Genomic DNA, 23742 nt, shown 5'->3' on the forward strand with positions numbered 1-23742 from the left:
ATGGGGGTCGGCAGGCTGCTCTCGACGGTCCTTTCGCTCGCCGAGGATCTGGATTCCCTCAGCGACGAGCTGCACTTCGCCGGCCGGGACCTCGCCTGCCACGCGCCGCTCGACCACGGTGCGGCGAACGTGCTCCGGGCACTCACCCTGCCCGGGAACGCCAGGGTGCTCGAAATCGGCGCCGGTCTCGGGGCGCTGACGAGGTACCTCGGCGAGCGGGCCGAGGTCGTGCACGCGATCGAACCGGACGAGGACTGCGCGGAAGCGGTCCGGTCGCGGACCGGTGAACTGGGCACGGTCGAGGTGTTCACCGCCGATCCGGCGAGGTTTTCGAGCGATGTCGAGTACGACGTGGTGCTCGTCGCCCAGCCGTATGCGACCAGGGGCCTGCTCGATTCCGTCCGCCGACGGCTGCCGCCGCACGGCGCCGTGGTGGTGACGACGCGCTCGCGCGCGGTCGTGGGCACGCTCGCGGCCGCCGGGCTGGACGTCGTCCAGGAGCTCCTCTGCTCGCCAGGACACGAGATCGCCCGATCGGTGCGATCGGCGCGGCTCGACGCCGAAACGCCACGGCTGGCCGCGGCGATCGTGGACGAGCCCGCCAGTGGTCTGCTGCTCCTGGCCGGTCCCGGCGCGGGCGCGCTGTGGCCGCCGGACCGGCTCGCGACCTACTTCAACACCACCGACCGCGCCGCGTTCGCCTGCACCAGGGCCGACGTCGTCCGGACGGCGGACGGGGCCGAGGTACGGCGGGTGCCGCTGCGTCCGCCGACGACCGTCGCCGGGATCTCCGTCGGCCCGTGGACGGATCCGGTCTACGACGCCGCCACGATCTTCGAAGTCCTGCTGGCCGCCCCGGAACGAGCGGGCGAACTTCTGCCCGCCTGGCGCGAACTGCTGCGGACCGAGGCGGAACGGGGCGTGCGGGCGCTGTGGGATCTCGTACCGCACAACGTCGTCGTAGACGGCGGAGACCTGCGCCCGATCGACCTCGAATGGCGGCACAACGGCGCGGGCGTCGCCGAGGTGACCGAACGCGGAGTACTGGTGCTGGCTGACAAACTCGCCTCGGCGGGCTGGCCCGGAGCGGCCGAGGGCGGGACCACGCGCGAGCTGGCGGGCTGGCTCGGCGTGCTCGTCGGGCTCGATCCCTCCTTTGTGGACACTGCGGTCGAGCGCGAGATCGACTTCGCCACGATCGGATCGTGCGGCGCCGCGCGCGGCACCGCCGAGATCCGAGCGGCGATCTCGGACATCTGGCACGCGCGGCTGGAGAGAACGATCCACGCCGCCGGGTACGGTCGCCTCAGCGACGAGAACAAGGAAGCGAAGCCATGACGAGCCTCTACACCGCCGGCATCGTGACCCCGGGCCGGCCGGTCGGGCATCGATACGAGCTCCGCGGCTGGACCACCGGCGTCGGCGGCGCCGGCGAGATGTCCGTGAGCTTCGGCAGGGTGTCCACGACCGTCGTCCCGGACGACTGCCCGGACGCCCCCGAAGGCGCGTTCGGCTGGCGGGCGGTGCCGCACGGATGGCTTCCCGTCGGGCGGCACGATGTGGTCGTCTACGGCCCCGGCCAGCGTGTCCTGTCCACGGCGACCGTCCACATCGGAACGCTGCCCGGTGAGGAACCGTTGTGGATCGGTGAGATCACCACGCCGCCGTCAGGTCAGGTCACCGACGCCCAAGTCGTGTACGTGTCCGGCTGGGCGCTGCTGCAAGGGCGGGCGCCGAGCTTGATCGAAGTACAGGTCGAAGGCGGCGGCACCGTGCGCGCCCGCACCCGCCTTCCCCGCGAGGACGTGCACCCGGCGCTGCCCGGTTTCGTGGACGCCGAGGTGAGCGGGTTCGAGGCGTGGGTCCCGGTCGACCTGCCCGAGGGCACCGAGCGAACGCTGTCGCTCCGGGTCCGGTTCCGCACCGAAGGGATCGGCGAACACGTCTCCCCTCGCCACACCTTCACGCTTCGGCACGCCGAAGCGGACCCTGACGAAGCCGCGCTCGCCGACGAACTGACCACGGAAACCGCTCGCGTGCTGGCCAGGACCACGGTGCCGTCGGATCCGCGGCACGCACTGATCTTCACGCACAGCCTCGCCGTCGGCGGCGGGCAGCTGTGGCTGCAGGAACTGCTCGGCAGGCTCGTCCGCGACCATGGCTGGCGGGTCGACCTGGTGACCGCGGTGGACGGCCCGCTGCGGGCGGAATGCCGCGAACTCGGTGTGCCGGTGCACGTCACGACGCACTACCGCACGTCTTCGGTCCCCGAGTACGAAGGGCACGTCGCCGAGCTGGCCCGGTTCGCCAAGCTGTCCGGAGCGGGCGTCGCGCTGGTCAACACCCTCGGCGGATTCCCCGCCGCGGACGCGGCCAAACGCGCCGGGCTCCCGACCGCGTGGGTGATCCACGAGAGTTTCTCCTTGCCCACCTTCGCTTTTCACAACTGGGGCCCGAACAAACCGCCGTCCGCGGTTTGGCGGCGCTGGGAGTCCACCCTCGCCGAGACCGACATGCTGCTGTTCGTGGCCGACTCGACGCGGGAGATGTTCCTTCCCTACAGCAAGCCGGAACGGTGCCGGACGGTCCGCTACGGAACTCCGATGTGGACACTGGGCGGGCGGACTCCGGCCGAGACCCGCCGCCGGGCACGCTCGGACCTCGGTTACTCGCCGGACGACGTGGTGCTGGTGAACGTCGGGATCACGGAATCGCGCAAGGGCCAGGCCCCGCTGCTCTCCGCGATGCGCCGGATCCGCCGCGTCCACCCCGCGGTGAAGCTCAGCATCATCGGCCTGCACCCGACCCCGTACGGGCTGGCCATGCGGCGGACGGTCGAGCGGACCGGGCTCGGGAAGGCCGTCGATCTGGTGCCGATCCAGCCGGATCCGATGCGCTGGCTCCACGCGGCCGACCTCTTCGTCAACAATTCGGACGTCGAATCGCTGCCGCGGTCGATCCTCGAAGCCGTCAGCTGCGGGGTCCCGGTCGCGGCGACCGACGTGTTCGGCGCCAGGGAAATGCTCGTGGACGGGGAATCCGGCTGGCTGTTCGAGACCAACGACGTCGACGCCTTGACGGCGACGTTGCTCCGGGCGCTCGGCACACCTCCTGCCCGGCGACGCGAAATGGCGGAAGCCGCGTACGAGAAGCTCCTGCCGTGGCTCGATCCGGCGGGCTACGCACGCGAATACTCCGAAATCCTGACCGATCTCGCCCTCAGCGGGCGCCACAGTGCGGGGGGCGACCGTGCCTGACGAAAACTCCGAGTTCACCGGTCTGCCCGGCCGTGTGCAGGCCGAACTGACCCGGCTGCGGGCCGAACGGCAGATGTTCACCGCCGAACAGGACAGATTGAAGGCGAAGCTGACCGACACGGAGGAGGAACTGCGCGCGGTGAGCGTCGATGTCACGGCGATGAGTTCGCTGCGCGCGGAGCTCGCCGAAGTGGAGGAGCGCGCGGCCGCGGTGGAGGAGCGAGCGGCCGCGCTGCGGGAAGAGCTCGACGTCGCGAACGCCAGGACGACGGCGTTGGAGGGCGACGTGCTCTTCGCCAGGCAGCAGCGTGATTCGATGCGCGCCGAGCTCCTGTCGGCCCGCGAAGAGCGCGACAGGCTCCGGCTCGCCTTGCTGGACGCCGAACTCGTGCTGTCCGCGGGGGTCGTCGAGGCGGACATCCTGCCCGGTGGCGAACCGTCCGCCGAACGGCAGCGCATGCTGACCGCGGAACGGGTGGCCGCCGAGATGGCGAACGAGCTCGACGCGACGCGACGGACGCTCAGCTGGCGGGTCACCGCGCCACTGCGGCTGGTGCGCAGGAGGATGAACCGGCCGTGACCGATCTCTGTTTCGTGTCCGCCGAGGGTGGCTCGTCCTTCATGGAGGAACTGCTCGAAGTGGTCGCCGACGCGGTGCGTTCGGCGGGCGGGCGGGCGCGGACCGCCGTCGGCAAGTACCCCGAGGCGGGGCCGGACACCGTCTACGTCGTCGTCCCGCACGAGTACTTCGTCATCTGCCCGGACACCGACTTCCCCGACGCCGAACAGGTCCGGCGGACCATCGGGTTCTGTGTGGAGCATCCCGGCACCTCGACGTTCGAACGCACCGTGTCGCTCGTCCGCGCGCTGGGCGCCGCGGTCGACATCCACGTCGACGCCACCGCGGAACTGCGACGGCGCGGGGTGAAGGTCGAGCATTTCCAGCTCGGCTACACCCCGCTGTGGGATCTGTGGGGCGGCGATCTCGACAGCCCTCGCGACCTCGACGTGACGTACCTGGGCACGGCCGAACGCCGCCGGTCGGCACTGCTCGGCTCGTACGCACGGGACCTCGAAGGCCTGCGGACGCGGCTGCTGACCCCGCCGCACGAGCCGATGACCGCCGCCCGCGTCGACTTCCTGCCCGGCAAGGCGAAGTTCGAGCATCTCGCGCGGTCGCGGTTCCTGCTGAACCTGCACCGGGAGCAGAAGCAGACGCTGGAGTGGGTCCGCACCCTCGAAGCGATGACCAACGGCTGTGTCGTGATCAGCGAGACCTCGGCCGACATCGAGCCGCTGGTCCCCGGCGAACACCTGGTGATCACGCGAGCGGAGTCGCTGGGCACCGTCGCGGCGGCGCTGGCCGCCGAACCCGGACGTGAACGACGGCTCCGGGCCGCGGCGTACGAATTCGTGCGTTCCCTCGACATGGGGCCGTCGGCCCGGATGCTGATCGACGTGGCTTCGTCGCTCGCCAGCGGGGCCACCGCGGCGCCGGTGACGGACCTCGCCTCGATGCGGCGGTTCGCGTCGACCCTGCGCAGCCCGGCGAACGCGCTCGCGGTCGACACCGCGCCATTCGATGCGCGCTTCGCCGGGGACCGCTCGGTGCAAGGCGCCGCCTCGCCCGAAGGCCTGGTGGCTTCGGCGCAGATCATCCGGCAGGTCGAGGGTGCGCGACGGGTCGCCACACCACGCTGGGAACCCGCGGCGGCTTCCTTGCCGGCCACCGCCGACGTGGACGTGCTGATCGTGCGGCGGACCGGCGAAGCCGACCCGGACGAACTCGTGAACGACCTGCTCACCGGCAGCGTGACGCCGAAGCAGGTGCTCGTCGGTGAGGACGGCGTGCGCCCGTGGCGGCGCCCGCGCCCGTACGACGTCCTGCTGCACGACGCTCCGCTCGGCCGGGGGCTCACCCGGAACTCCCTGCTGGAGCGTTCGACGGCGTCGTGGCTGCTGGTGCTCGACGGCGGGACGCGTGCTTCGGAGTTCCTCCTGGAGCGGCTGCTGGCCGCTTCGGAGAGCGCCGACGTCGTGCACTGCCCGATCGCGGATCCGGTGGAAGGCCTGGTCGGCGCGCTGCCGCCGGAGGAGCGGCGCCTGCGGACGCTGCCGTACCTGGGCAGCGGCTACCTGGTGCGGCGGTCCCTCGTCGACGACTTCGGCGGGTGGACCACCGAGGTGCTGTTCGAAGGCCTGGAGGATCACCTGTTCTGGCGGCGGGTGGCCGCGGCGGACCGGCAGGCGGCGCTGGTGCAGGAGGTGCTGTTGCGGCGGCAGCGGCCCGATCCGGACTCACGGCCGATGGACCACGATCCGCATCGGGTGTGGGCGGCGGTCGAAAGCGCTCTGTAGGTGCCTCGTGTGCGATGAACCGAGGACTCGTTGCGCGCGGCGCGGCTCGTCGTCGACACCGGGNTCTTGAAGGGTCCTTTCCTTGCGAATTTCGCAAGGAAAGGACCCTTCATCGCACGGGAGTGGGCGCGGCGTTAGCCCGAAAGTGTGAGTTGGGCCGTGTCGATGAACGTCCTCCCCCGCTGATGCGCCTTATGGGCAGAGCATCGGTGAGTCCGGATGCCGGCCGAGAGGAGCCGCCATGGCCTGGGAAATCGCCCTGGTCGCCGCGCTGGCCGTCGTGTTCGTCATACGGCTCGCGCTTCAGCTGAAGCGCAGTTGACCCGGTTTGCGCGCACCCCGCGGCGCGGTGAATGAGGGGAACGGGGCTTTCCTCGAGGGTCTCACGAGAGAAGCCCCGTTCACCCCATCGCTATCCGTCTCATCCGTAGCTGCGGAATCTTCCGTGGGCCGATGAGGGCGGACGAGACGGCAGGGAAAAGCGGAGGGCCGTCCTCTCGCAGGCGTTCTTTCACGTGGATCGTCTTGTAACCGGTACTCAGGTAGCCCTCGCTCTTCAGTTTCGCCATCTCGGCATTGACCGACGCGGGTGAAGCGCCGATCGCAGAGGCTATGTCCGTATGGTTCAGTCCCACGTCGATGACGACGCCCGCATCGCCGGGAACCCCGTAGAGCGCCTGCAACCTCGTCAGGAACGCGGTCAGGCGGCTCCGGACCTTGGCCGTCGCGAAACCCAGCGCGACGTTCCGCAGCCGCAACCGGACGGCCATGTCCACTGCGATCAGGGCCATCACCCGATCGTCGTCGAGGAAGCCGTGGAAGGCGTTCCGCGGGACCTCCAGGGCACGAACCGGTTTCGTGGCGACGTACGAGAGATGACTCGGCCGTCTGGCCAGGCAGTCCTCGACGCCGAGCACGTCACCGGCACCGAGCAGGTCCACGATCGTCGGCGGCGTGTCGCTCTGGGCCGCACGCAGCGCCTTGACGAAGCCGGATCGCAGGATCAGCACCGGTGGCGCCGGATCGCCTTGATGGAGCAGCGTCGAGCCCGCCGTGTGGTCCACGTGCCTGCCGAGGTCGAGCAGCCGCTGCCGCTGCCGTTCGGTGACCGCGGCCAGGAAATCCCCGCCCATCAGCCGACCACCGCCGCGAACGCATAGAGGATCGCCGGGAGTCCGGCTACCAGCGCCGCCACCGATCCGATGACCTTCGCCGGCTGGGCGACCCTCTTCCCTAGCAGGAGCCGGATGAGGATCGCGGCGAAGACGATGTAGGCGAGAACGACGACGCCCGCGGTGACCACCAGAAGCGGGTCAGGTGTCTTTGTCGTCAATAGTGACTCCCCGTGAGAGAAAAAGTGAATCGAATTCTGGACCCGGCCGAGTGAGAATCGCGTCGGGTAGGTGACATCCCCCTTGCCGTTCAGCTGAAGACTAATGCTCAGCACCATTGCGACAAAGCAACACAGTGGGAGCCGACCCCGTCCAGGGAGCGATTTCGCGACGGAAAGTGACCGTCATTCCACGCGACGGCCGAAGAAAAAATCACCCACCGTACACGGATTTGAGCGGCAGCCTCACGCGATACTTCTATACTCGTCAGGAAATCAGGGCTTGCCGTACGTCCGTATTGTTTTCGCGTCGTCGTCTCGGATAGACCCGTCGCTTCCCCTCGCCCCCTGGTGGAGACGGAGATGAGGCCGAACCACCAAGAGTGCACGTGCAGATGCACGTCCTGTCCGAAGCTCGATGGCGAGCCAACGAGACGCGAATTTAACGGAGCGTCAGCATTGAGCCACTCTTCATGACTCCGCGTGGTCGTCCGAGTTTTTCCGGCAATGTCAGCATTTTGGGGGAACCTCAACCCCGGCGAGGGCTGACCAGGCCGGACTCGTACGCCAGCACCACCAGCTGCGCCCGGTCCCGCGCCCCGATCTTGGTCATGATGCGGCTGACGTGCGTGCGCGCGGTCGCCGTCGAAATCACCAGATGCGCGGCGATCTCGTCGTTCGACATACCGCCGGCGACCAGGCCGAGAACCTCGCGTTCGCGGTCGGTGATCTCACGGACGGCGCTCACGTCGATACGGCGGTTCTCCGGCCGGTCGACGAACTCCGCGATCAGCCGCCTGGTCACGGTCGGCGCCAGCAGGGCCTCGCCCGCGGCGACCACCTTCAGCGCCCGCAGCAACTCCACCGGATCGGTGTCCTTCAGCAGGAACCCGCTCGCGCCGGCGCGCAACGCCTCGTAGACGTACTCGTCGACGTCGAACGTGGTCAGAACCAGGACCTTCACCCCGGCCAGCTCGGGATTCGCGGTGATCCGCCGCGTCGCTTCGAGCCCGTCGACGCCGGGCATCCGGACGTCCATCACGACGATGTCCGGTTTGTGGTCGACGGCGGCCGCGACGGCCTGCTCGCCGTCCCCCGCCTCGGCACAGACCTCGAACCCGTCCTCGGTCTCCAGCAAAACCCGGAAACCGGCGCGGACCAGCACCTGGTCGTCGGCGAGAACCACCCGGATCGTCATCGTTCCCCCTCGATGGGCAGGTCCGCGCGGACCTGGAATCCGCCGTCCACCACGGATGTCGTGAGCGCGCCGCCCAGCGCGGCCGCCCGTTCGGACATCCCGCGCAGGCCGTGACCGGGCGCGGGATCGACGGCGCCACGGCCATCGTCGCGGACGAGCAGCGTCAGCGCACCGGTTTTCCGCTCGAATCTGACGTCGACACCCCGCGCCTGATGCGCGTGACGGACCACGTTCGTCAGCGATTCCTGCAGGATCCGGTACGCGGCGCCGTCGACGGGCGCGGGCAGCTCTCCCGGCGCACCGTCGACGCGGACCTCGAGCCCGGCGGCGCGGGCGTGCTCGAACAGCTCGTCGGCCTGGGCGAGGCTCGGCGCGGGCGCCTTGTCCTCGCCGGAACGCAGCACGGCCAACGTGGCGCGAAGGTCCTTCAGCGCCGAAGCGCTCGCCTCCTTGATGTTCAGCAACGCCTCTTTCGCCTGCTCAGGACGCCGGTCGGCGACGTGCGCGGCGACCCCGGCCTGGACGTTGATCATCGCGAGGCTGTGCGCGACGACGTCGTGCACCTCGCGGGCGATGGTGAGCCGCTCCTGCTCGGCCATCCGGTGCCGGTGCTCGTCGGCCTGCTCACGGCGGGCCCGCGCGGCCGCCATCCCATTGCGCACCGCCGTCCCGACCCCGACGACCGCGATCACCCAGACCAGGCCCAGCCCGGTCCGCAGATCGAAGCCGGCGAACCCGTGCCGGACGAACAACGCGATCCCCGCCGCCGCCAGGAGCGCTCCGCCGGTGCCCCCGGCGACGATCGGCCCGCGGATCTTGGTGAGCAGGAACAGCGCGATGGTCGGCAGCACGATCGCCGGCCCGCCCGGGTTGCCGGACGCGTAGTAGCCGAGCGTCAGTGCGGAGGTGAGCAGGAAGATCGTCATCGGGAAGCGGTGGACGATCAGCAGCGGTACCGCGATGGCGACCAACCACAGCACGCCGGACGTGGTCAGCTGCGGCGAGTCCGGCTGCCAGCGTGAGGCGCCGCTCGTGGCGCCGAGGACGAACCCCAGCGGAAGCACCACGCGCAGCACGCGGCCCACCCAGGGGCTCCACGGAAACCGTTCTTTCAGCAGCACAGGGCGAAAGCTACCCGGGGCGGAGACGGATCGCGTCCGTTGAAAAGCGGCTTCCCGGCTACGCCGCCCGCGGTAGGCGCCGCAGGACCGAGATCATCATCAGCACGCCGCCGATCACCTGGACGGCCAGCACCGCCACGCGCCCGGTGGATCCCATGGTGAACGCGCTGAACAAAGCCCATGCCCCCGTGCCGGCCATCGCCCCGGCGCCGGTCCACACCAGCACCAGCCGCGGCCAGAACCGTCCTCGCGACACGTTCGCCAGCGCGATCGCGGCGAGGACGCCGAGCACCGCGATCACGACGTCCTGGCCGCGGGCCGCGATACCGCCGGTCCCGAACGCCCAGATCGTGTGGCCGATCGCCGTGACGAGCGCGGCGACGATGCCGAGCAGGCCCGCCACACCGATCGTGCCCGGCTTCACGGTGCCGGTGACGACGAACCACCAGCGATCGCGGGCGTACAGCACGAACGCGGTCAGCAGCAGGATGCCCTGCCAGGCGAAGCCGCCGTAGACGACGGCCCAGACCCAGTTCTCCAGCGGCATTTCGGTCAGTCGCGCCGTGGACAGTTCGGCGATGATCACCGGGAGGTCCAGCACGATCGGCGCGAGCAGCCCGGTGCCGATCCAGATCGGGAACAGGACCAGCGGCGCGGGGATCCGGCGGCCCCAGGAGTAGGTGAACGCCAGCGCGAGGAGCACCGCGACGACGTCCATCCCGCCGGTGACCAGGTTCGCGAACATCATCAGGTCGGAGTCCACAAAGGACGGATCACGCAGGCCGAGGCTGCCGCCGGTGACCCAGGACGCCTTGAGGGTCAGGTACGGGAGCGTGCCCAGGATCGCGGCGTAGCAGACGATCAGGCGAGCACTGGAGATCTTGGGGGGAGCCATCGCTACGGTCATGCTCACCAGCGTCGGCGTTCGCGCCGCGGAAAGGCTCCCTCGCGAGCCTCGTCCGCCTCCCCCTTCAGAAGGAGCTGGGCAGTTTCGCCGCGGTCTCCTCGTCCGCCGGGGTCAGCGTCGCCAGGGAGATCTCGGAACGCCGTCCGAGGTACAGGTACGAGAATTCGAAGCGCAGCAGGCCGACGTCCGGGTGCAGGTAGCGCTTGACCACGATCCGTTCGGTGGAGACGTCGTGTTCCTTCCACATCCGTTCGAAGAGCTCGGACTCCTGTCGCAGGCGTTTGACCAGGTTCTTCCACGCCGGCTCGGCGATGTGTTCGGCCATCGCGGCGCGGAAACCGGCGACCACCCGGGGCAGGTTGAGCTCCCAGTCCGGGAGCCTGCGGCGCCACTCGGGATTGGTCAGGCACTGGATCAGCGTGTTGCGCTCCTCGAACGGGATGTCGTCGAGGCCGCCCATCAGCCAGTCGTAGGCCCGGTTGTAGGCGAGGATGTCGCACCGCGCGTTGCGCACGCAGACCGGGAACGGCTCCAGTTTGTTCATCATCCGGTGGATGTTCTGGCTGAGGAGTTTGCAGTCCTTCTCCAGCGGCGGCTCGGGCGCGCCGGCGAGGGTGAACAGGTGCGTGTGCTCGTGCGGGTCGAGCCGCAAGGTGCGGGAGATCGCGTCCAGCACCTGCTCGGACGCGTTGATGTCGCGTCCTTGTTCGAGCCACGTGTACCAGGTGACCCCGACCCCGGCCAGCTGCGCGACCTCCTCGCGGCGCAGTCCCGGCGTGCGGCGCCTGCCGCTGATCGGCAGGCCGACCTGGTCCGGGGTGATGCGCTCGCGGCGGCTGCGCAGGAAGGCCGCCAGTTCGTGCCGTCGCACCTCGGCCACTCGCGAATCGGCGGTCATGGTCACCTCATCAGGTTCGCAAAGCTCGAAGCCGGTTACCAGGTAGTGGCGGTACCAGGATAAACACACTCCTGGTACCAGGGTCGAGATCGGCTGATCGTGGTACTCATGACTTCCACGCAAGTTCCGGCGACGCCTGCCCGCGTCGCCGCCGGACCGGCCCTGACCTCGGCGGGCCTGGTCACCGTGCTGCTGGGGGCGGCACTTCCGCTCATCGACTTCTTCATCGTCAACATCGCCCTGCCCGCGATCGGTTCGGACCTCCACACCTCGTCCGCCACCTTGGAACTGGTGGTCGCGGCCTACGGGATCGCCTACGCCGTCCTGCTCGTGGTCGGCGGACGGCTCGGTGACGCCTTCGGCCGCCGCAAGCTGTTCCTGATCGGGCTCGCCTCGTTCACCTTCACCTCCCTGCTCTGCGGGATCGCGCCGACGGCGTTGACGTTGGTGCTGGCACGGGCCGCGCAGGGGGCGGCGGCCGCGCTGATGCTGCCGCAGGTGCTGTCGATCATCCAGGCGACCACGACCGGCGAACGCAGGGCCAAGGCTCTGGGTCTCTACGGCGCGACAGCGGGGCTTTCGATGGTGCTCGGCCAGTTCCTCGGCGGGGCGCTGGTGGCCGCCGATCTCTGGGGCACCGGCTGGCGGCCGATCTTCCTGGTCAACGTGCCCGTCGGGATCGCCGGTCTGCTGGTCGCGCGGCGGCTCGTTCCGGAGAGCCGCTCGCGGAACCCGCTCGGCGTCGACCGTCCCGGCACGATCTTCCTGGCGATCGCGTTGGTTTCGCTGCTGCTCCCCCTGGCGGAAGGACCGGTGCTGGACTGGCCACTGTGGACGATCGCGCTGCTCGTCGTCTTCCCGTTCGCCGCGGCCGGATTCGTCCATGTCGAGCGCCGGATGGAACGCCAGGGCGGGGTCCCGCTGCTGCCGCCATCGGTGATGCGGCTGCCGAGCGTGCGGCAAGGGCTGCTGGTCGGGGTGCCGTTCTTCGTCGGGTTCAGCGCGTTCATGTTCGTGTTCGCGGTGACGCTGCAGGACGGGCTGCACCTCGGCCCGCTGGGATCCGGTCTGGTGACGGCGCCACTTTCGCTCGCGTTCTTCGCGATGTGCCTGGTCAGCAGCCGCCTGGTGACGCGGTTCGGGCAGCGGGTGGTGGCTGCCGGTCTCTCGGTGCAGCTGCTCGGGCTGCTGGTGCTGATCGGCACCGTGCTGCTGGAGTGGCCGGACCTGGGAGTGCTCGATTTCGTGCCGGGGATGCTGCTGTGCGGTCTCGGTCAGGGACTGGCGATGACGACGGTGTTCCGGATCGTCCTGTCGAAGGTGCCGCCGGAGATCGCCGGGGTCGGCAGCGGGATGCTGACGACGTCACAGCAGGCCGCGATGGCGTTGGGCGTGGCGACGCTGGGAACGTTGTTCGCCTCCGCCGGCGCCGGGCCGCTCGGGATGAAGGGCGCGTTCGTGCTGGTCATCGGGATTCAGGCGGTGCTGACGGCCGGGGTGATCACGGTGGCCCGGCGGCTGCCGGATCCACGGGGCTGAGAAAGTTCGAGTTCACCCGTCGGAGTTGTGGCTCCCCGAGCGACGATGGGGATGTGACGGAACCACGGGTGCATCGGGACCCGGCCTTCGCGCTGCTTTCGCTCTACGAGACGGCGTTGCCGGAGGTCTACGGGTACCTGCTGTCCCGGTGCGGTGATCGCACCCTCGCCGAGGAGCTGACGTCCGAGACGTTCCTCGGCGCGGTGAGGGCCTGTCGCAAGGAGTTCGCACCCCCAGTGAGCACCGGGTGGCTGATCGGCGTCGCCCGGCACAAGCTCGCCGATCACTGGCGGCGCAAAGCACGTGAGGAACGCGGGCTGCGGCTCGTCCACGAGGAGGAGTACACCGATCCGTGGGACGAACGGCTGGACGCGCTGCTGGCACGAGAGGTGCTCGCGTCGCTCGGGGCGCATCATCAAGCCGCGTTGACGCTTCGCTACGTCGACGGCCTCCCGGTCGCGGAGGTCGCCGAGCATCTCGAGCGCACGGTGCACGCCACGGAGGCGTTGCTCGTGCGGGCCCGTTCCGCGTTCCGGCGTGCTTACCAGGAGAAGGAGGGTCGCGATGCCTGATCCGTTCGACGCGCTTCGCGCGCCCTCCGAGCCTGTCGAGCCTGACCCGCTCTTCGCCGCCGACCTGCGCGACAACCTTCGTCGCGCCGTCCTGAACGGAGCCGAGATGACACTCGATACCGATGCCGAAGTCCGCTCTTTGACGCCGTACCTCGTGGTGACGGACGCCCGCGCCGCGCTCGACTTCTATGTCGAGGTGTTCGGGGCACGGCGGCGGTCCGATCCGATCGTGATGGAGGACGGCCGGGTCGGCCACGCGGAACTGGCCATCGGGGACAGCGTGCTGATGTTCGCGGAGGAATTTCCCGAACTGGGCATCGTCGTGGCGCCCGCCGGTGGCCCGCTGATCCGGGTCGAGGTCGCGGACGTCCATGCGGCGGCCGCGCGGGCCGTGGAGCTGGGCGGGGAACTGCGACGTCCCGTCGCGGACGAAGGCCACGGGCTGAGCGGGGAGATCAAGGACCCGTACGGCCAGCGGTGGCTCGTCGCGCAGGCTGCGTCTCGGCCCGCTTCGGGCACTACGCCGATCCGGCACGGCGAAGCGGGTTACTTCACTTTCCAGGTGCCCGACGACGAACGCGCGAAGGCGTTCTACGGAGCCGTTCTGGGCTGGCAGTTCTCGCCCGGGCGGGTCGAAGGCGGCTGGGGCGTCGAAGGTTCCGGCCTGCAGGGCGGACTCTGGGGTGGCCCGGGACGGCAGGTGGGCTGGAAACTCATGTACGCCGTCGACGATCTCGCCGCCGCCCTCGACCGTGTCCGCGCCCAAGGCGGCCAGGCAGGCGAAACCGAACAGCAGCCCTACGGCCTGAGCGCCGAGTGCGTGGACAACCAGGGCATCGAATTCTGGCTCTGGGAACAGCCGCGCTCCTGACCTCAGCGACCGGCCGCGTAACCCTGCATGCCGCGCGCGTTGGCGGCGGCGCGAAGCACGCCGCCGGACCGCGACACGGCCGAAAGCCGCCCGAGCGCCCAAGGTCCCGCGTCGACCACGGCGTGCCCGCGCGCGGCGAGAGCGTCCATTGTGGACTGACCGAGCCGCGACTCGACCACGAGTTCCCGCGGCGTCCACGAACGCGGATAGAACGAACTCGGGAACGCGGTCGTATGCCACGCGGGCGAGTCGATCGACTCCTGCAGGTTCAGCCCGCCGAGCGTGTGCGCCAGCCAGAAACACAGCTGCCACTGGTCCTGCTGGTCGCCGCCGGGGGTCCCGAACGCGAGCACCGGCTCGCCGTCACGCAGGCCCATCGACGGCGAAAGCGTGATCCGCGGCCGCTTCCGAGGTGCCAGCGAGTTCGGCAAACCCTGTTCCAGCCAGAACATCTGCCCACGCGAGTCGAGACAGAAACCGAGTTCCGGGATCGTCGGGCTCGACTGCAGCCAGCCACCCGACGGCGTCACCGAGATCATGTTCCCTGCCGCGTCGACGACGTCGATGTGCACGGTGTCGCCGCGAGTCTCGCCCAGCGGTCCGACCGTCGGCTCCCCTGTCGCACCGGAGCCGGATTCCAGTCCGCGCAGCTTTTCGAGGATCGCGGGCAGCCTCGGCGAAGGACCACCGGGCCGGAGTTCGGCGGACGCTTCTTCGGTGATCAACGCGCGGCGGACGTCCGCGTACTCGCGGGAGATCAGCAACTCGATCGGCACGTCGGGCGAATCCCCGTACCAAGCCTCACGGTCCGCGAACGCCAGTTTCGTCGCCTCGACGGCCAAGTGGATCGTGCGTTCCGTCGGAATACCATCCACATAGGACAGTTCGTCGCGCAGCCCGTCCAGCAACCGCGCCTGCTGCAGCAACGCCGGGCCCTGCGTCCAGGCGCCCATCTTCACCAGGCCCCAGTCACCGAAGTCGACCTGCAGCGCATCCTCGTACGTCGCCTCCCAGCCCGCGATATCCTCGCCGGTGAGCAGACCGGCGTGATCGCGCCCGGAATCGTCACGGAAAGCCTTGCGGCTGAACGCTTCGATCGCCTCGGCGACGAAACCTTGCGACCACGCGCGGCGTCCGGCGTCGATCTGTGCCTCCCGGCCACTGACCGACTCGGCCTCGGCGACCAGCCGTTCCCAGGTGTCCGCGAGGGCCGGGTTGCGGTGCAGCCCTTCGGCGGGCTTGCCATCCGGCAACCAGAGTGCCGCCGACGTCGGCCAATGCTCGGTGAAGAGGTCTTGTACCGCGCGGATCGTGTCACCGACCCGGCTGACCAGCGGAATCCCGTTGCGCGCGTACGAGATCGCGTAGCCGAGCACGTCACGCAACGACTTCGTGCCGTGATCCCGCAGGAGCAGCAGCCAACCGTCCCAGGCCCCCGGGACGGTCGCGGGGAGCAAACCGCTTCCGGGAATCAGGTCGAGCCCGAGATCCGCGAAGTACTCCGGCGTCGCGGCCGCGGGCGAGACCCCCTGACCTGCGAGAGCTCGCGGAGTCCGATCCTCGGCGGTGACGAAGATGCCGGGGACCTGCCCCGCCGGGCCGCACAGATGCGGCTCGGCGACCTGCAGGACGAACCCGGCCGCTACCGCCGCGTCGAAGGCGTTGCCGCCGTTTTCGAGCACCGCCATGCCGGTGGCCGAGGCCAGCCAGTGCGTCGATGCCACCATGCCGTGGGTGCCGGCCAGTTCCGGCCTGGTCGTGAACACGAGGCCGATACTACGCTTTGCTAACTACTTTTTCAGTCCCAGTGGTTGAAGAGGGCCTCGCCGAGGTTGTCAGGCCGCCAGTACCTGACGTCGTCTTCATCGACCCAAGGCCACTCGGCCTGGTCAAGCGGCCCCTCGAGCTCGGCACGGGTGAAGATCCGGCAGGCGGGGAGCAGTTCTTTCAAGACGGCCAGCAGACCCGGCTCGTCGATGAAGGTGAGCGAACCGGATTCCACCGGCGTCGCGGCGATGCCGAGCCCGTGCCAGGTCGCGTTCTTGCCCCAGTCCCGCGTCCACAGCACGGCGACGGTGCGGTGGGGATAAGCGATGTGGCACTGGTCGAAATTCGGCACGTAATAGGAGTACTGGAACTCCTTCACATCACCGGCCGTCCGCCGGGCAGCCTCGTAGCAGGCCCGGCGGAATTCCTTCTGGTCCATCACCCACCGAAACTATCCCCGCGCGATCACCGGGGCGTCATAGTTTTCGAGCGTCGCCGCGTTCGCCGCCCGCGAGGTGATCCACGTGAACACCTTCGTCATCGGCCGCGAACCCAGTACCCGGTACAGGAAGTTCCGGTAGCCGACCATGAACCGGGTCTTCGGCGCGAGGAACGTGCCGATCCCGGCCGCCTGCTTCTGCGAGACCTTCACCGGACCGCGCAGTTTATCTTCGTAGCGCGCGAAAGCGACTTCGTGATCGCCCTGCGCGGCGGCGAGTTCCCCGGCCAGGATGTACGCGCCCATCATCGCGAGCCCGGTGCCCGAACCGCCGGGACCCGCGCACCACGCCGCGTCGCCGAGCAGCACGACCCGGCCCTGCGACCACTTGTCGAGGTGGATCTGGCTGAGTGAATCGAAATACAGCGCGTCGACGTCGCCAAGGCCTTCCAGCAGCGTCGGGGCTTCCCAGCCGAAGTCGGCGTAGCGCTCGGCGAGGACCTTCTTCTGCGCCTCGACGTCGCGTCGCCGCACCTCCAGCGACTCCGACGCGAAGACAAGACTGACGTTGAGCGCCGCACGGTCATGACCGCTGGCGACCATGACCGTCCGGCCGGGGACGCTGCAGATCTGGCCGAGATGGTCGAGGCCGAGGTGGTTCGGCACGGTGAAGCCCGCGGTGTGGAAGCCGAGGTCGGTGCGGAATCGCTCTTCGTCGCCGAACGTCAGCCGCCGCACGCCCGAGTGCAGCCCGTCCGCGCCGACGACCAGGTCGAATCTGCGTGACTCGCCGTGGGCGAAGCCGACGTCGACGCCGTCCGCGACCTCGTCCAGCCCGGTGATCCAGTCGCCGAAGACGTACTCGACGTCGTTTTTCGTGTGGTCGTAGAGGATGCGCGTCAGGTCTCCGCGCTCGATCTCGACTTCGCCGCTGAAGAAGACGGACGGCATCTGCGCGACCTTCTTGCCTCGCGTGTCGACGATGACCTGCGCGCCCATCGCGGTCTCCTTCGCGCGGATGTCTTCAAGGATCCTCATGCGCTTGAGCAGGGTCATCTGCTCGCCGCGGAAGTCGACCGCGCTGCCGCCTTCGCGCAGGGCCGGGGCGCGTTCGACGACGGTCGGCGCGAAACCGCGCTTCCGCAGCCAGAAGGCGAGGGCCGGGCCCGCGATGCCGGCGCCGGAGATCAGAACGGTGGTCGTCATGGCTGCTCCCTGGGTTCGTGATGCCGGGAACGACCGTACGGCAGATTTGCACGCTTGGTCAAGCCGCTTGGTTAAACCAAGTGGATAAACCGCGTGGTCTAGGATCCGGGCATGGGTAATCGCGAGGACCTGATGGCGGGCGCCATCCAGTGCTTGAAGGAAAAAGGCTGGTCACGCACGACGGTGCGGGACATCGCGACGGCGGCCGGGGTCAGCCACGCGGCGATCGGCTATCACTTCGGATCGCGCGAAGCCCTGCTGTTGACGGCGTTCTCGCAGGCGATGGACGACTGGGGCCGAGAGATCCAGATCGAGATGCGGAGTGCCGTCGACCCCGACGCGTCGCCCTCGGAGCAGTACGCGGCGTCCTGGCGCGCGATGATCGACTCCTACGGGCGCAACCGGCAGCTGTGGATTGCCTCGATCGAGGCGTTCGTGCAGTCCGAACACCACCCTGAGCTACGTAAACAGCTCGCCGCCGCGCAACGCGAGGGCCGCCGGGGAATGGCCGCCGGCATCCTCGGGATCGACGAGGACACCCTCACCGAGGCGGACGAGCGCCGGATCGGCGCGGTCGCCACGGCCCTGAATTCGGGCGTGATGCTGCAGCACATGCTCGACCCGGAGAACGGCCCGACGGCCGAGGAGGTCGTGGACGGGCTGCTCAACCTCGTCTCCCTGGTGCGATGAGGCAGGTGGGTCAGGAGACGGCGACCGTCCGCCGCAGCGCCGCCCGCGGCCGCCCGACGCCCTGCCACGACAGGCCGACGTCCAGGATCCGTTGCGGGTCGAGGAGATTGCGCGTGTCGACGACCGCGTCGCCGTCCATCTGCTCGGCCATGTAGGTCCAGTCGAGCCGCTTGAACTCGTCCCATTCCGTCAGCACGACGACGGCGTCGGCCGCCTTCGCGACCTGGTACGGGTCGTCGACGACGGTCATGCCGTCGATGTGGCCGCCGACGGCGGGGTCGTAGGCGGTCAGTTCCGCGCCGAGCGCGCCCAGCACCGAAGCGACCGCGAGGGCTGGCGAGTCGCGCAGGTCGTTCGTCCCGGCTTTGAACGCCAGCCCGAGGACGCCGATCCGCGAACCGGCCAGCGTGCCGCCGACGGCGCCGGCGATCTTCGCGACGATCCGGTCCCGTTGCGCGATGTTCTCCTCGATCGCCGAGGTGAGCAGCGTGAAGTCGTACTGCACCGACTCGGCGACCCGGACCAGCGCGCTGGTGTCCTTCGGCAGGCACGAGCCGCCCCAGCCGGGGCCGGGCTTGAGGAACGAGCGGCCGATGCGCCGGTCGTAACCCATGCCCTCGGTGACCAGGTCGATGTCCGCGCCGAGGCGTTCGCACAGTTCGGCGATCGAGTTCACGTAGGACAGTTTCATCGCGAGGAAGCAGTTCGCCGCGTACTTCACCAGTTCCGCGCTGGCCGCGTCGGCGACGACGACGGGGGCGGCGAGATCGGCGTAGAGATCGCCGACCCAGCGGGCGGCCGCGACGTCGTCCGAACCGACGACGATCCGGTCGGGGCCGAGGAAGTCCTCCACCGCGGTGCCTTCACGCAGGAACTCCGGGTTCGACACGACCGGCACGTCCGTGCGGCCGAGCATCGCCTGGATGCGCTTCGACGTCCCCACCGGAACGGTCGATTTGGTGACCAGCGCGCACCCCGGCGGGATGACGTCGCCGATCTCTGTGGTCACGGCCTCGACGGCCCGCAGGTCCGCCGAGCCGCCCGCGCCCATCGGCGTCGGCACACAAAGGAAAACGGCCTCCGCGTCATGAACCGCGTCGCGCGCGCCGACCACGAATTCGAGTCTTCCGCTGGTCAGTCCCCTCGACACCAGCTCGGACAATCCCGGCTCCAGGATGTCCACCCGTCCGGCGGAGAGCCTTGCGACCTTCGCCTGGTCGACATCGACGCAAGTGACTCGATGCCCCAGGCCGGCCAAGCAGGCTCCCGTGGTCAATCCGACGTAACCCGTCCCCACCACCACGATCCGAGCAGCGCTCATGGTGCTGAAGGTGACAGCCGGAGTTGACCTCCGAGCGAACGGAATGCTTCAGGTCCGAATACTCCTCACGACATGCTGCGCACCCGGAGTGAGCCATCCCACCCAGGCCCGATGCGAACGAGCGTTAACCTATGAACGGTTGTCGACGAAAGGGAGAACATGCAGATCACCGATACCGCGGCGCTCGTCACGGGTGGCGCGTCCGGGCTCGGCGGCGCGACCGCGAAGGCGCTCGCCGCGAAGGGCGCGCGGGTCTTCGCGCTGGACCTCGCCGGTGCCATCGCGAACGCCGAGCAGATCGAGAACGTCACCTACGTCGAGGCCGATGTCACCGACCCGGAGCAGGTGCGGGCGGCGGTCTCGACCGCCGCCGAGTCCGGGGTGCCGCTGCGGACCGTGGTGAACTGCGCCGGGATCGGACCGTCCGCGCGGATCCTTTCGAAGAAGGGCCCGCACGACCTCGCCCTGTACGCGAAGGTCGTCCAGATCAACCTGATCGGCTCCTTCAACGTGCTGACGCTGGCCGCCGAGGCCATCGCCAAGACCGAGCCGCTGGCCGACAACGCGCGCGGCGTCATCATCAACACCGCGTCGGTCGCCGCCTTCGACGGCCAGATCGGGCAGGTCGCGTACTCGTCGTCCAAGGGCGGCATCGTCGGGATGACCCTGCCCGCCGCGCGCGACCTCGCGTCGCACGGCATCCGCGTGCTGACCATCGCGCCGGGCATCGTCGACACCCCGATGCTGGCGACGGTGAGCGAGGAGTTCCGCGCTTCGCTGGCCGAGGGCGTTCCGTTCCCGAAGCGGCTCGCGCGGCCGGACGAGTACGCGCAGCTCGCGCTGTCGCTGATCGACCACGACTACCTGAACGGCGAGGTCATCCGGATGGACGGCTCGCTGCGCATGGCCCCTCGCTGAGCCTCCCCCACGTGACATGAAGGACTCCTTCATCGCGAAATTTGCGATGAAGGAGTCCTTCATGTCAGATCAGGGGCGGGTGAGGCGGACGTCCAGGCCGATCCCAGCGGTGGTGACCGCACAGGTCCGGAAAGAGGTTTCGGCGACCAGCCCGCTGAAATCGACAGGCGTGTAAGCGCGCCGCCGCAGTTGGCCGANAGAGGTTTCGGCGACCAGCCCGCTGAAATCGACAGGCGTGTAAGCGCGCCGCCGCAGTTGGCCGAGTGTCTGCCGGGTCGCCAGCGCGGCCAGCTTGCCGAGCTTCATGCTCGCGACCTCACGCACGATGTCACCGTCGGTCGCGTCCCGGTTCATGTCCTGCACCACCGCCGTGCCACCCGGGCGCAGCACGCGGTACATCTCGTCGAGCGACTTCACCGGCCACACGAAGTTCTTGAACGCGGCCTGGCAGACGACGAAGTCGAACGTCTCGTCGTCGAACGGCATCGCCGCGACGTCACCCTCGCGGAACGAAACCTCGACGCCTTCGGCCCGCGCGTACTCGCTCGCGATCTCCACGAACGTTGGCGCGACGTCCAGTCCGGTGACGGAAAACCCGAGCCGCGCCAGTTCGACGGCGAAGTAGCCGGGGCCGAAGGCGACCTCGAGGATCTTCGCGCCTTCCGGCAGGTTCGCGGTGAGTTCCCGCGCCTGCGTCCGCCAGAGTTCGATCTGCGGTTCGGTGCCGCGCTGCCGGGCGTAGTTCCGCGCCAGCGCGCCGCCCATCTCCGGGATGAGCTTGAACCGCTTCCTGTCCTTGATGTTCGTCATGGTCACTCCAGGTTGGTTTCCCGGAGCCCGGTTATCCTCGAAGTGCCGTCTCGTGGCCGGGTTCCGGTTGCGGGATCGTCACCCCGGCGGGGTGCTGCAACACCTCGCCGGGGTTCTTTCGGCTAGCCGGTGCTCCCCCTTTCGGCCAACAGGGCCCGCCATTCGGCGAGACCGGGCATCGAGCCGGAAGTCAGTTCCCCGAGGATCGAGCGGACCCATTCGGCTTCCGCCACTCGGATCGCCAGGTGGTATTCGAGTTCGAGCAGCACCAGCCGCGGGATCTCCTCCAGCAGCCGCGCCAGTTCGGCCCGGGTCGAGGCGATGTCTTCGTCCAGTGCGGCCAGCCGGGTGCGGAACAGGGCGATCACCTCGTCCGGCCCGAGCCAGCCCAGCACCGACAGCCCGGCGACGAACTTCGGCTCCTCCGGCGCGAGTCCGGCCAGCAGTTCACGCAGCCAGTCGAGCATCTCGTCACGGCCGGCGTCGGTGATCCGGTACACCGTGCGCTCGGGGCGGGCACCGTCGCGACCGCTCTCGGCGGCCTCGATGAAGCCGTGTTTCCGCAGGTTGCCGACGACCGTGTAGAACGAGCCCCATTTGATCCCCATGTCGCGGTCCTTGCCGCGGCTCTTCAGGATCGAGGCCATTTCGTACGGATGCATCGGCCGCTCGTTCAGCGTGGACAGGATCGCCAGCGCCAGCAGATTCCCGACCTTCCGCCGCTTCAACACGCCTCCTCGTTGACGAATACTCGTCTACGAGTATCCGCAGGGACGCGCGTGATCGCAAGCTTCCCGGCGACCGGGTGCTCAGAGGTCGTTCATGTACGGTACGGACGTCTGCGCGTGGTCGGTCATCCAGTTACGCAGCGCGTGCGTCGCCAGGACGTCGTCCTCGTTGTAGCGCAGCAGGCGCTCCCGCTGGGCGGCGTCCGGGAGTCCGCCGTCCATGCCGACGGCGTCGCGGTACCACCTCATCGACGCCTCACCGCCCGCTTCCGGGTCGCGCCAGTCGAATCCGGCGACCGGCGCGATCACCTTGAGCCCCTTGCCCTGCGAGCAGAGGAACTGGTCGGTGACGCTGCGAAAGAGATCGATCCACTCCTCGGAGTCCACAAAGGACGCGATCTCGGCCTTCTTCGGAACGCCGGGGTACTCGCCGAACCGGTCGGCGGAGCCGAAGAGCCAGCGGTTCTCGGCGAGCGCGTTGTAGCAGTAGGCGCGGAAGGTCAGGCCCGCGGCGAGCGTGCGCTCGCGGACTTCGGTGAACCAGGCCCAGAACTCGGCGAACGACCGGGCCTCGTCCGCGGTCGGCAGCGGCTCCCACGTCGCGAACGCGCGATAGCCCTGCTCCATCCCGATGTCGGCGCCCGTCAGCAGCGAACCCCACAGGTACGCGCCGGAATCGCCGAAGCTCTCCATGTCGACGTCGACCTCGACGTCACCGCGCGGGACCTCGACGCGGTCGACCTTGCGCACCATCGTGAGATCGGCGAGCCAGGCGCGCGCGAGGATGATCGCGTCGGCGAACGTGCCGCCGGTCCAGTTCATCGGCGGCGGTTCGTCGGCCGGATCGAGCGCGGCCAACTTGTCCACTGTGGACACCCCGGCGCGGCGGAGCTCCATCGCGTCCTCGCCGCGGACGACCAGGCTGACGTCACGGGTTTCGGTGAGCACGACCTCGCACGTCGGCCACCACGGGCAGCGCCGGCATTCGAGAACGCGGGACGGCTCGGCGAGCGGCTCCTCGCCCTCGGCGGCGGCGCTCGCGATGGCGAGCCTGTCGACGAAGCGGCTCTGGTACTCCGTCAGCGCGCTTCGGCCGCCCGGCCAGGTGGCCGCGGACAGGTCGTGCCAGACGACGACGTCCGCGTCGAGCCCGATGACGCCGCCGACGGCGCGGTGCCCTTCGTGCTTTCCGAGCGCTTCGAGCATCCGGTAGAGGTGCGCGAGCCGCATCTGGTCCCGCGGCTGCGAGCGGACCTTTCGCGCCGGATCGGGCAGCCGGTTCGCCGGATCGAGGTCGGTCATCACCGTGGTCGGCGCGCCCGCGCCGCGATCGGTGATGCGGTGCCGCACGACCAGCACCGGCACGTATCCGTCACCGGTGTGGACCAGGAGTTCGGAGCCACCACGCCGGTGACCGGCGCGATCCACCGGGAGCAGCGCGCCCCAGACGTAGCGCGCTTCGGCGGCGAAGGCCTCTTCGGTGAGCTGCACGCGCTCGGCGGCCGGGAGGTCTCGGGGGATCTTGACCCAGGTCGCGTCGGGTCCCGTCGCCTCCATGAGGCGCTGCACGATCGCCTCGCGATGCGCTGACGCGTCGGCGATCCGCTGCTGCGCGGCGGGGTCGGGCGGGGCGAGCGGGACCTCGCGCATCGCCGGATCGTGTTCCAGGTGCACGCGACGCCGGCAGCGGCTCACCGCTCCCGCGTCCAGTAGCACCTCGTTACTCACAGGCAACACTCTAGAAGGCGTCCGGCAAGCCGACATGCCCGCCACATCGGGGACCAGTAAGTTCGTCTGTGACACAGCGTGGGA

General features: G+C 69.3%; 22 protein-coding genes. 9 read left to right on the plus strand and 13 right to left on the minus strand.

Annotation, left to right across the window (positions count from 1 at the left end; translation table 11 throughout):
- Genes LCL61_RS06375 through LCL61_RS06390 form a run of 4 tightly spaced genes read left to right on the plus strand, consistent with a single transcriptional unit; the run spans position 1 to position 5615 of the window.
- Positions 1 to 1338 carry an rRNA adenine N-6-methyltransferase family protein gene (locus tag LCL61_RS06375; protein WP_340685985.1) on the plus strand — a complete coding sequence of 446 codons (1338 nt, stop codon included), beginning with the start codon at positions 1 to 3 and terminating at the stop codon, positions 1336 to 1338.
- Positions 1335 to 3257, plus strand: a complete 1923-nt coding sequence (locus LCL61_RS06380; protein WP_340685986.1) for a glycosyltransferase family 4 protein — start codon at positions 1335 to 1337, stop codon at positions 3255 to 3257. The genes LCL61_RS06375 and LCL61_RS06380 overlap by 4 nt, the downstream gene beginning before the upstream one ends.
- Positions 3250 to 3837, plus strand: coding sequence for a hypothetical protein (locus LCL61_RS06385; RefSeq protein ID WP_340685987.1), 588 nt, complete (start codon positions 3250 to 3252; stop codon positions 3835 to 3837). The genes LCL61_RS06380 and LCL61_RS06385 overlap by 8 nt, the downstream gene beginning before the upstream one ends.
- Positions 3834 to 5615: a glycosyltransferase family protein gene (locus LCL61_RS06390; protein WP_340685988.1), complete on the plus strand. Its 1782-nt coding sequence runs from the start codon at positions 3834 to 3836 to the stop codon at positions 5613 to 5615. The genes LCL61_RS06385 and LCL61_RS06390 overlap by 4 nt, the downstream gene beginning before the upstream one ends.
- Positions 5616 to 6016: 401 nt before the next feature.
- On the opposite strand, the gene LCL61_RS06395 is transcribed toward LCL61_RS06390, so the two are convergent.
- The 6 genes from LCL61_RS06395 to LCL61_RS06420 all read right to left on the minus strand — a co-directional run bounded on the left by LCL61_RS06395 (position 6017) and on the right by LCL61_RS06420 (position 11069).
- Entirely contained in the window at positions 6017 to 6748 is a 732-nt protein-coding gene (locus tag LCL61_RS06395) for a Crp/Fnr family transcriptional regulator (protein WP_340685989.1), read from the minus strand.
- Positions 6748 to 6948, minus strand: a complete 201-nt coding sequence (locus LCL61_RS06400) for a hypothetical protein (protein WP_340685990.1) — start codon at positions 6946 to 6948, stop codon at positions 6748 to 6750. Before LCL61_RS06400 ends, LCL61_RS06395 begins: the two co-directional genes overlap by 1 nt.
- A 526-nt stretch (positions 6949 to 7474) precedes the next feature.
- Positions 7475 to 8143, minus strand: a complete 669-nt coding sequence (locus LCL61_RS06405; RefSeq protein ID WP_340685991.1) for a response regulator transcription factor — start codon at positions 8141 to 8143, stop codon at positions 7475 to 7477.
- Positions 8140 to 9264 carry a sensor histidine kinase gene (locus LCL61_RS06410; protein ID WP_340685992.1) on the minus strand — a complete coding sequence of 375 codons (1125 nt, stop codon included), beginning with the start codon at positions 9262 to 9264 and terminating at the stop codon, positions 8140 to 8142. The genes LCL61_RS06405 and LCL61_RS06410 overlap by 4 nt, the downstream gene beginning before the upstream one ends.
- A gap of 58 nt (positions 9265 to 9322) precedes the next feature.
- Positions 9323 to 10171, minus strand: a complete 849-nt coding sequence (locus LCL61_RS06415) for a hypothetical protein (protein ID WP_340685993.1) — start codon at positions 10169 to 10171, stop codon at positions 9323 to 9325.
- 64 nt (positions 10172 to 10235) lie between these two features.
- Positions 10236 to 11069: a helix-turn-helix transcriptional regulator gene (locus LCL61_RS06420; protein WP_340685994.1), complete on the minus strand. Its 834-nt coding sequence runs from the start codon at positions 11067 to 11069 to the stop codon at positions 10236 to 10238.
- 108 nt (positions 11070 to 11177) lie between these two features.
- On the opposite strand from LCL61_RS06420, the gene LCL61_RS06425 reads away from it, so the two are divergent.
- The 3 genes from LCL61_RS06425 to LCL61_RS06435 are packed head-to-tail and all read left to right on the plus strand — an operon-like array spanning position 11178 to position 14051.
- Complete coding sequence (locus LCL61_RS06425) at positions 11178 to 12608, plus strand: MFS transporter (protein ID WP_340685995.1); 1431 nt, start codon at positions 11178 to 11180, stop codon at positions 12606 to 12608.
- A gap of 53 nt (positions 12609 to 12661) precedes the next feature.
- Positions 12662 to 13180 carry a sigma-70 family RNA polymerase sigma factor gene (locus LCL61_RS06430; RefSeq protein WP_340685996.1) on the plus strand — a complete coding sequence of 173 codons (519 nt, stop codon included), beginning with the start codon at positions 12662 to 12664 and terminating at the stop codon, positions 13178 to 13180.
- On the plus strand, positions 13173 to 14051 hold the full coding sequence (locus LCL61_RS06435) for a VOC family protein (protein ID WP_340685997.1): 879 nt from the start codon (positions 13173 to 13175) through the stop codon (positions 14049 to 14051). The genes LCL61_RS06430 and LCL61_RS06435 overlap by 8 nt, the downstream gene beginning before the upstream one ends.
- A gap of 2 nt (positions 14052 to 14053) precedes the next feature.
- Here the strand turns inward: LCL61_RS06435 and LCL61_RS06440 are convergent, their stop codons facing one another.
- From LCL61_RS06440 to LCL61_RS06450, 3 genes are read right to left on the minus strand one after another with little or no spacing between them, the layout of a single operon-like run.
- Complete coding sequence (locus LCL61_RS06440; protein WP_340685998.1) at positions 14054 to 15817, minus strand: gamma-glutamyltransferase family protein; 1764 nt, start codon at positions 15815 to 15817, stop codon at positions 14054 to 14056.
- A 32-nt stretch (positions 15818 to 15849) separates the two neighbouring features.
- A complete protein-coding gene (locus LCL61_RS06445; RefSeq protein WP_340688506.1) occupies positions 15850 to 16257 on the minus strand; it encodes a hypothetical protein in 408 nt (135 codons plus the stop codon).
- A 12-nt stretch (positions 16258 to 16269) separates the two neighbouring features.
- Positions 16270 to 17463 (minus strand): FAD-dependent monooxygenase, encoded by a 1194-nt coding sequence (locus LCL61_RS06450; RefSeq protein WP_340685999.1) that lies wholly within the window; start codon positions 17461 to 17463, stop codon positions 16270 to 16272.
- Between the two features lie 111 nt (positions 17464 to 17574).
- On the opposite strand from LCL61_RS06450, the gene LCL61_RS06455 reads away from it, so the two are divergent.
- A complete protein-coding gene (locus LCL61_RS06455) occupies positions 17575 to 18153 on the plus strand; it encodes a TetR/AcrR family transcriptional regulator (protein ID WP_340686000.1) in 579 nt (192 codons plus the stop codon).
- A gap of 10 nt (positions 18154 to 18163) precedes the next feature.
- On the opposite strand, the gene LCL61_RS06460 is transcribed toward LCL61_RS06455, so the two are convergent.
- Positions 18164 to 19474, minus strand: coding sequence for a UDP-glucose/GDP-mannose dehydrogenase family protein (locus tag LCL61_RS06460; protein ID WP_340686001.1), 1311 nt, complete (start codon positions 19472 to 19474; stop codon positions 18164 to 18166).
- A gap of 159 nt (positions 19475 to 19633) precedes the next feature.
- Here LCL61_RS06460 and LCL61_RS06465 point away from each other — a divergent pair, with 159 nt between their 5' ends.
- Positions 19634 to 20392 carry an SDR family NAD(P)-dependent oxidoreductase gene (locus LCL61_RS06465; RefSeq protein WP_340686002.1) on the plus strand — a complete coding sequence of 253 codons (759 nt, stop codon included), beginning with the start codon at positions 19634 to 19636 and terminating at the stop codon, positions 20390 to 20392.
- A gap of 69 nt (positions 20393 to 20461) precedes the next feature.
- Here LCL61_RS06465 and LCL61_RS06470 read toward each other — a convergent pair whose 3' ends face one another.
- From LCL61_RS06470 to LCL61_RS06480, 3 genes are all read right to left on the minus strand, one after another.
- Positions 20462 to 21202, minus strand: a complete 741-nt coding sequence (locus LCL61_RS06470; protein WP_340686003.1) for a class I SAM-dependent methyltransferase — start codon at positions 21200 to 21202, stop codon at positions 20462 to 20464.
- Positions 21203 to 21324: 122 nt separating this feature from the next.
- Positions 21325 to 21930, minus strand: a complete 606-nt coding sequence (locus tag LCL61_RS06475; RefSeq protein WP_340686004.1) for a PadR family transcriptional regulator — start codon at positions 21928 to 21930, stop codon at positions 21325 to 21327.
- An 81-nt stretch (positions 21931 to 22011) separates the two neighbouring features.
- A complete protein-coding gene (locus LCL61_RS06480; protein ID WP_340686005.1) occupies positions 22012 to 23658 on the minus strand; it encodes a TM0106 family RecB-like putative nuclease in 1647 nt (548 codons plus the stop codon).
- Positions 23659 to 23742: the final 84 nt, after the last annotated feature.

The organism is Amycolatopsis coloradensis (assembly GCF_037997115.1).
Lineage (GTDB): Bacteria > Actinomycetota > Actinomycetes > Mycobacteriales > Pseudonocardiaceae > Amycolatopsis > Amycolatopsis coloradensis_A.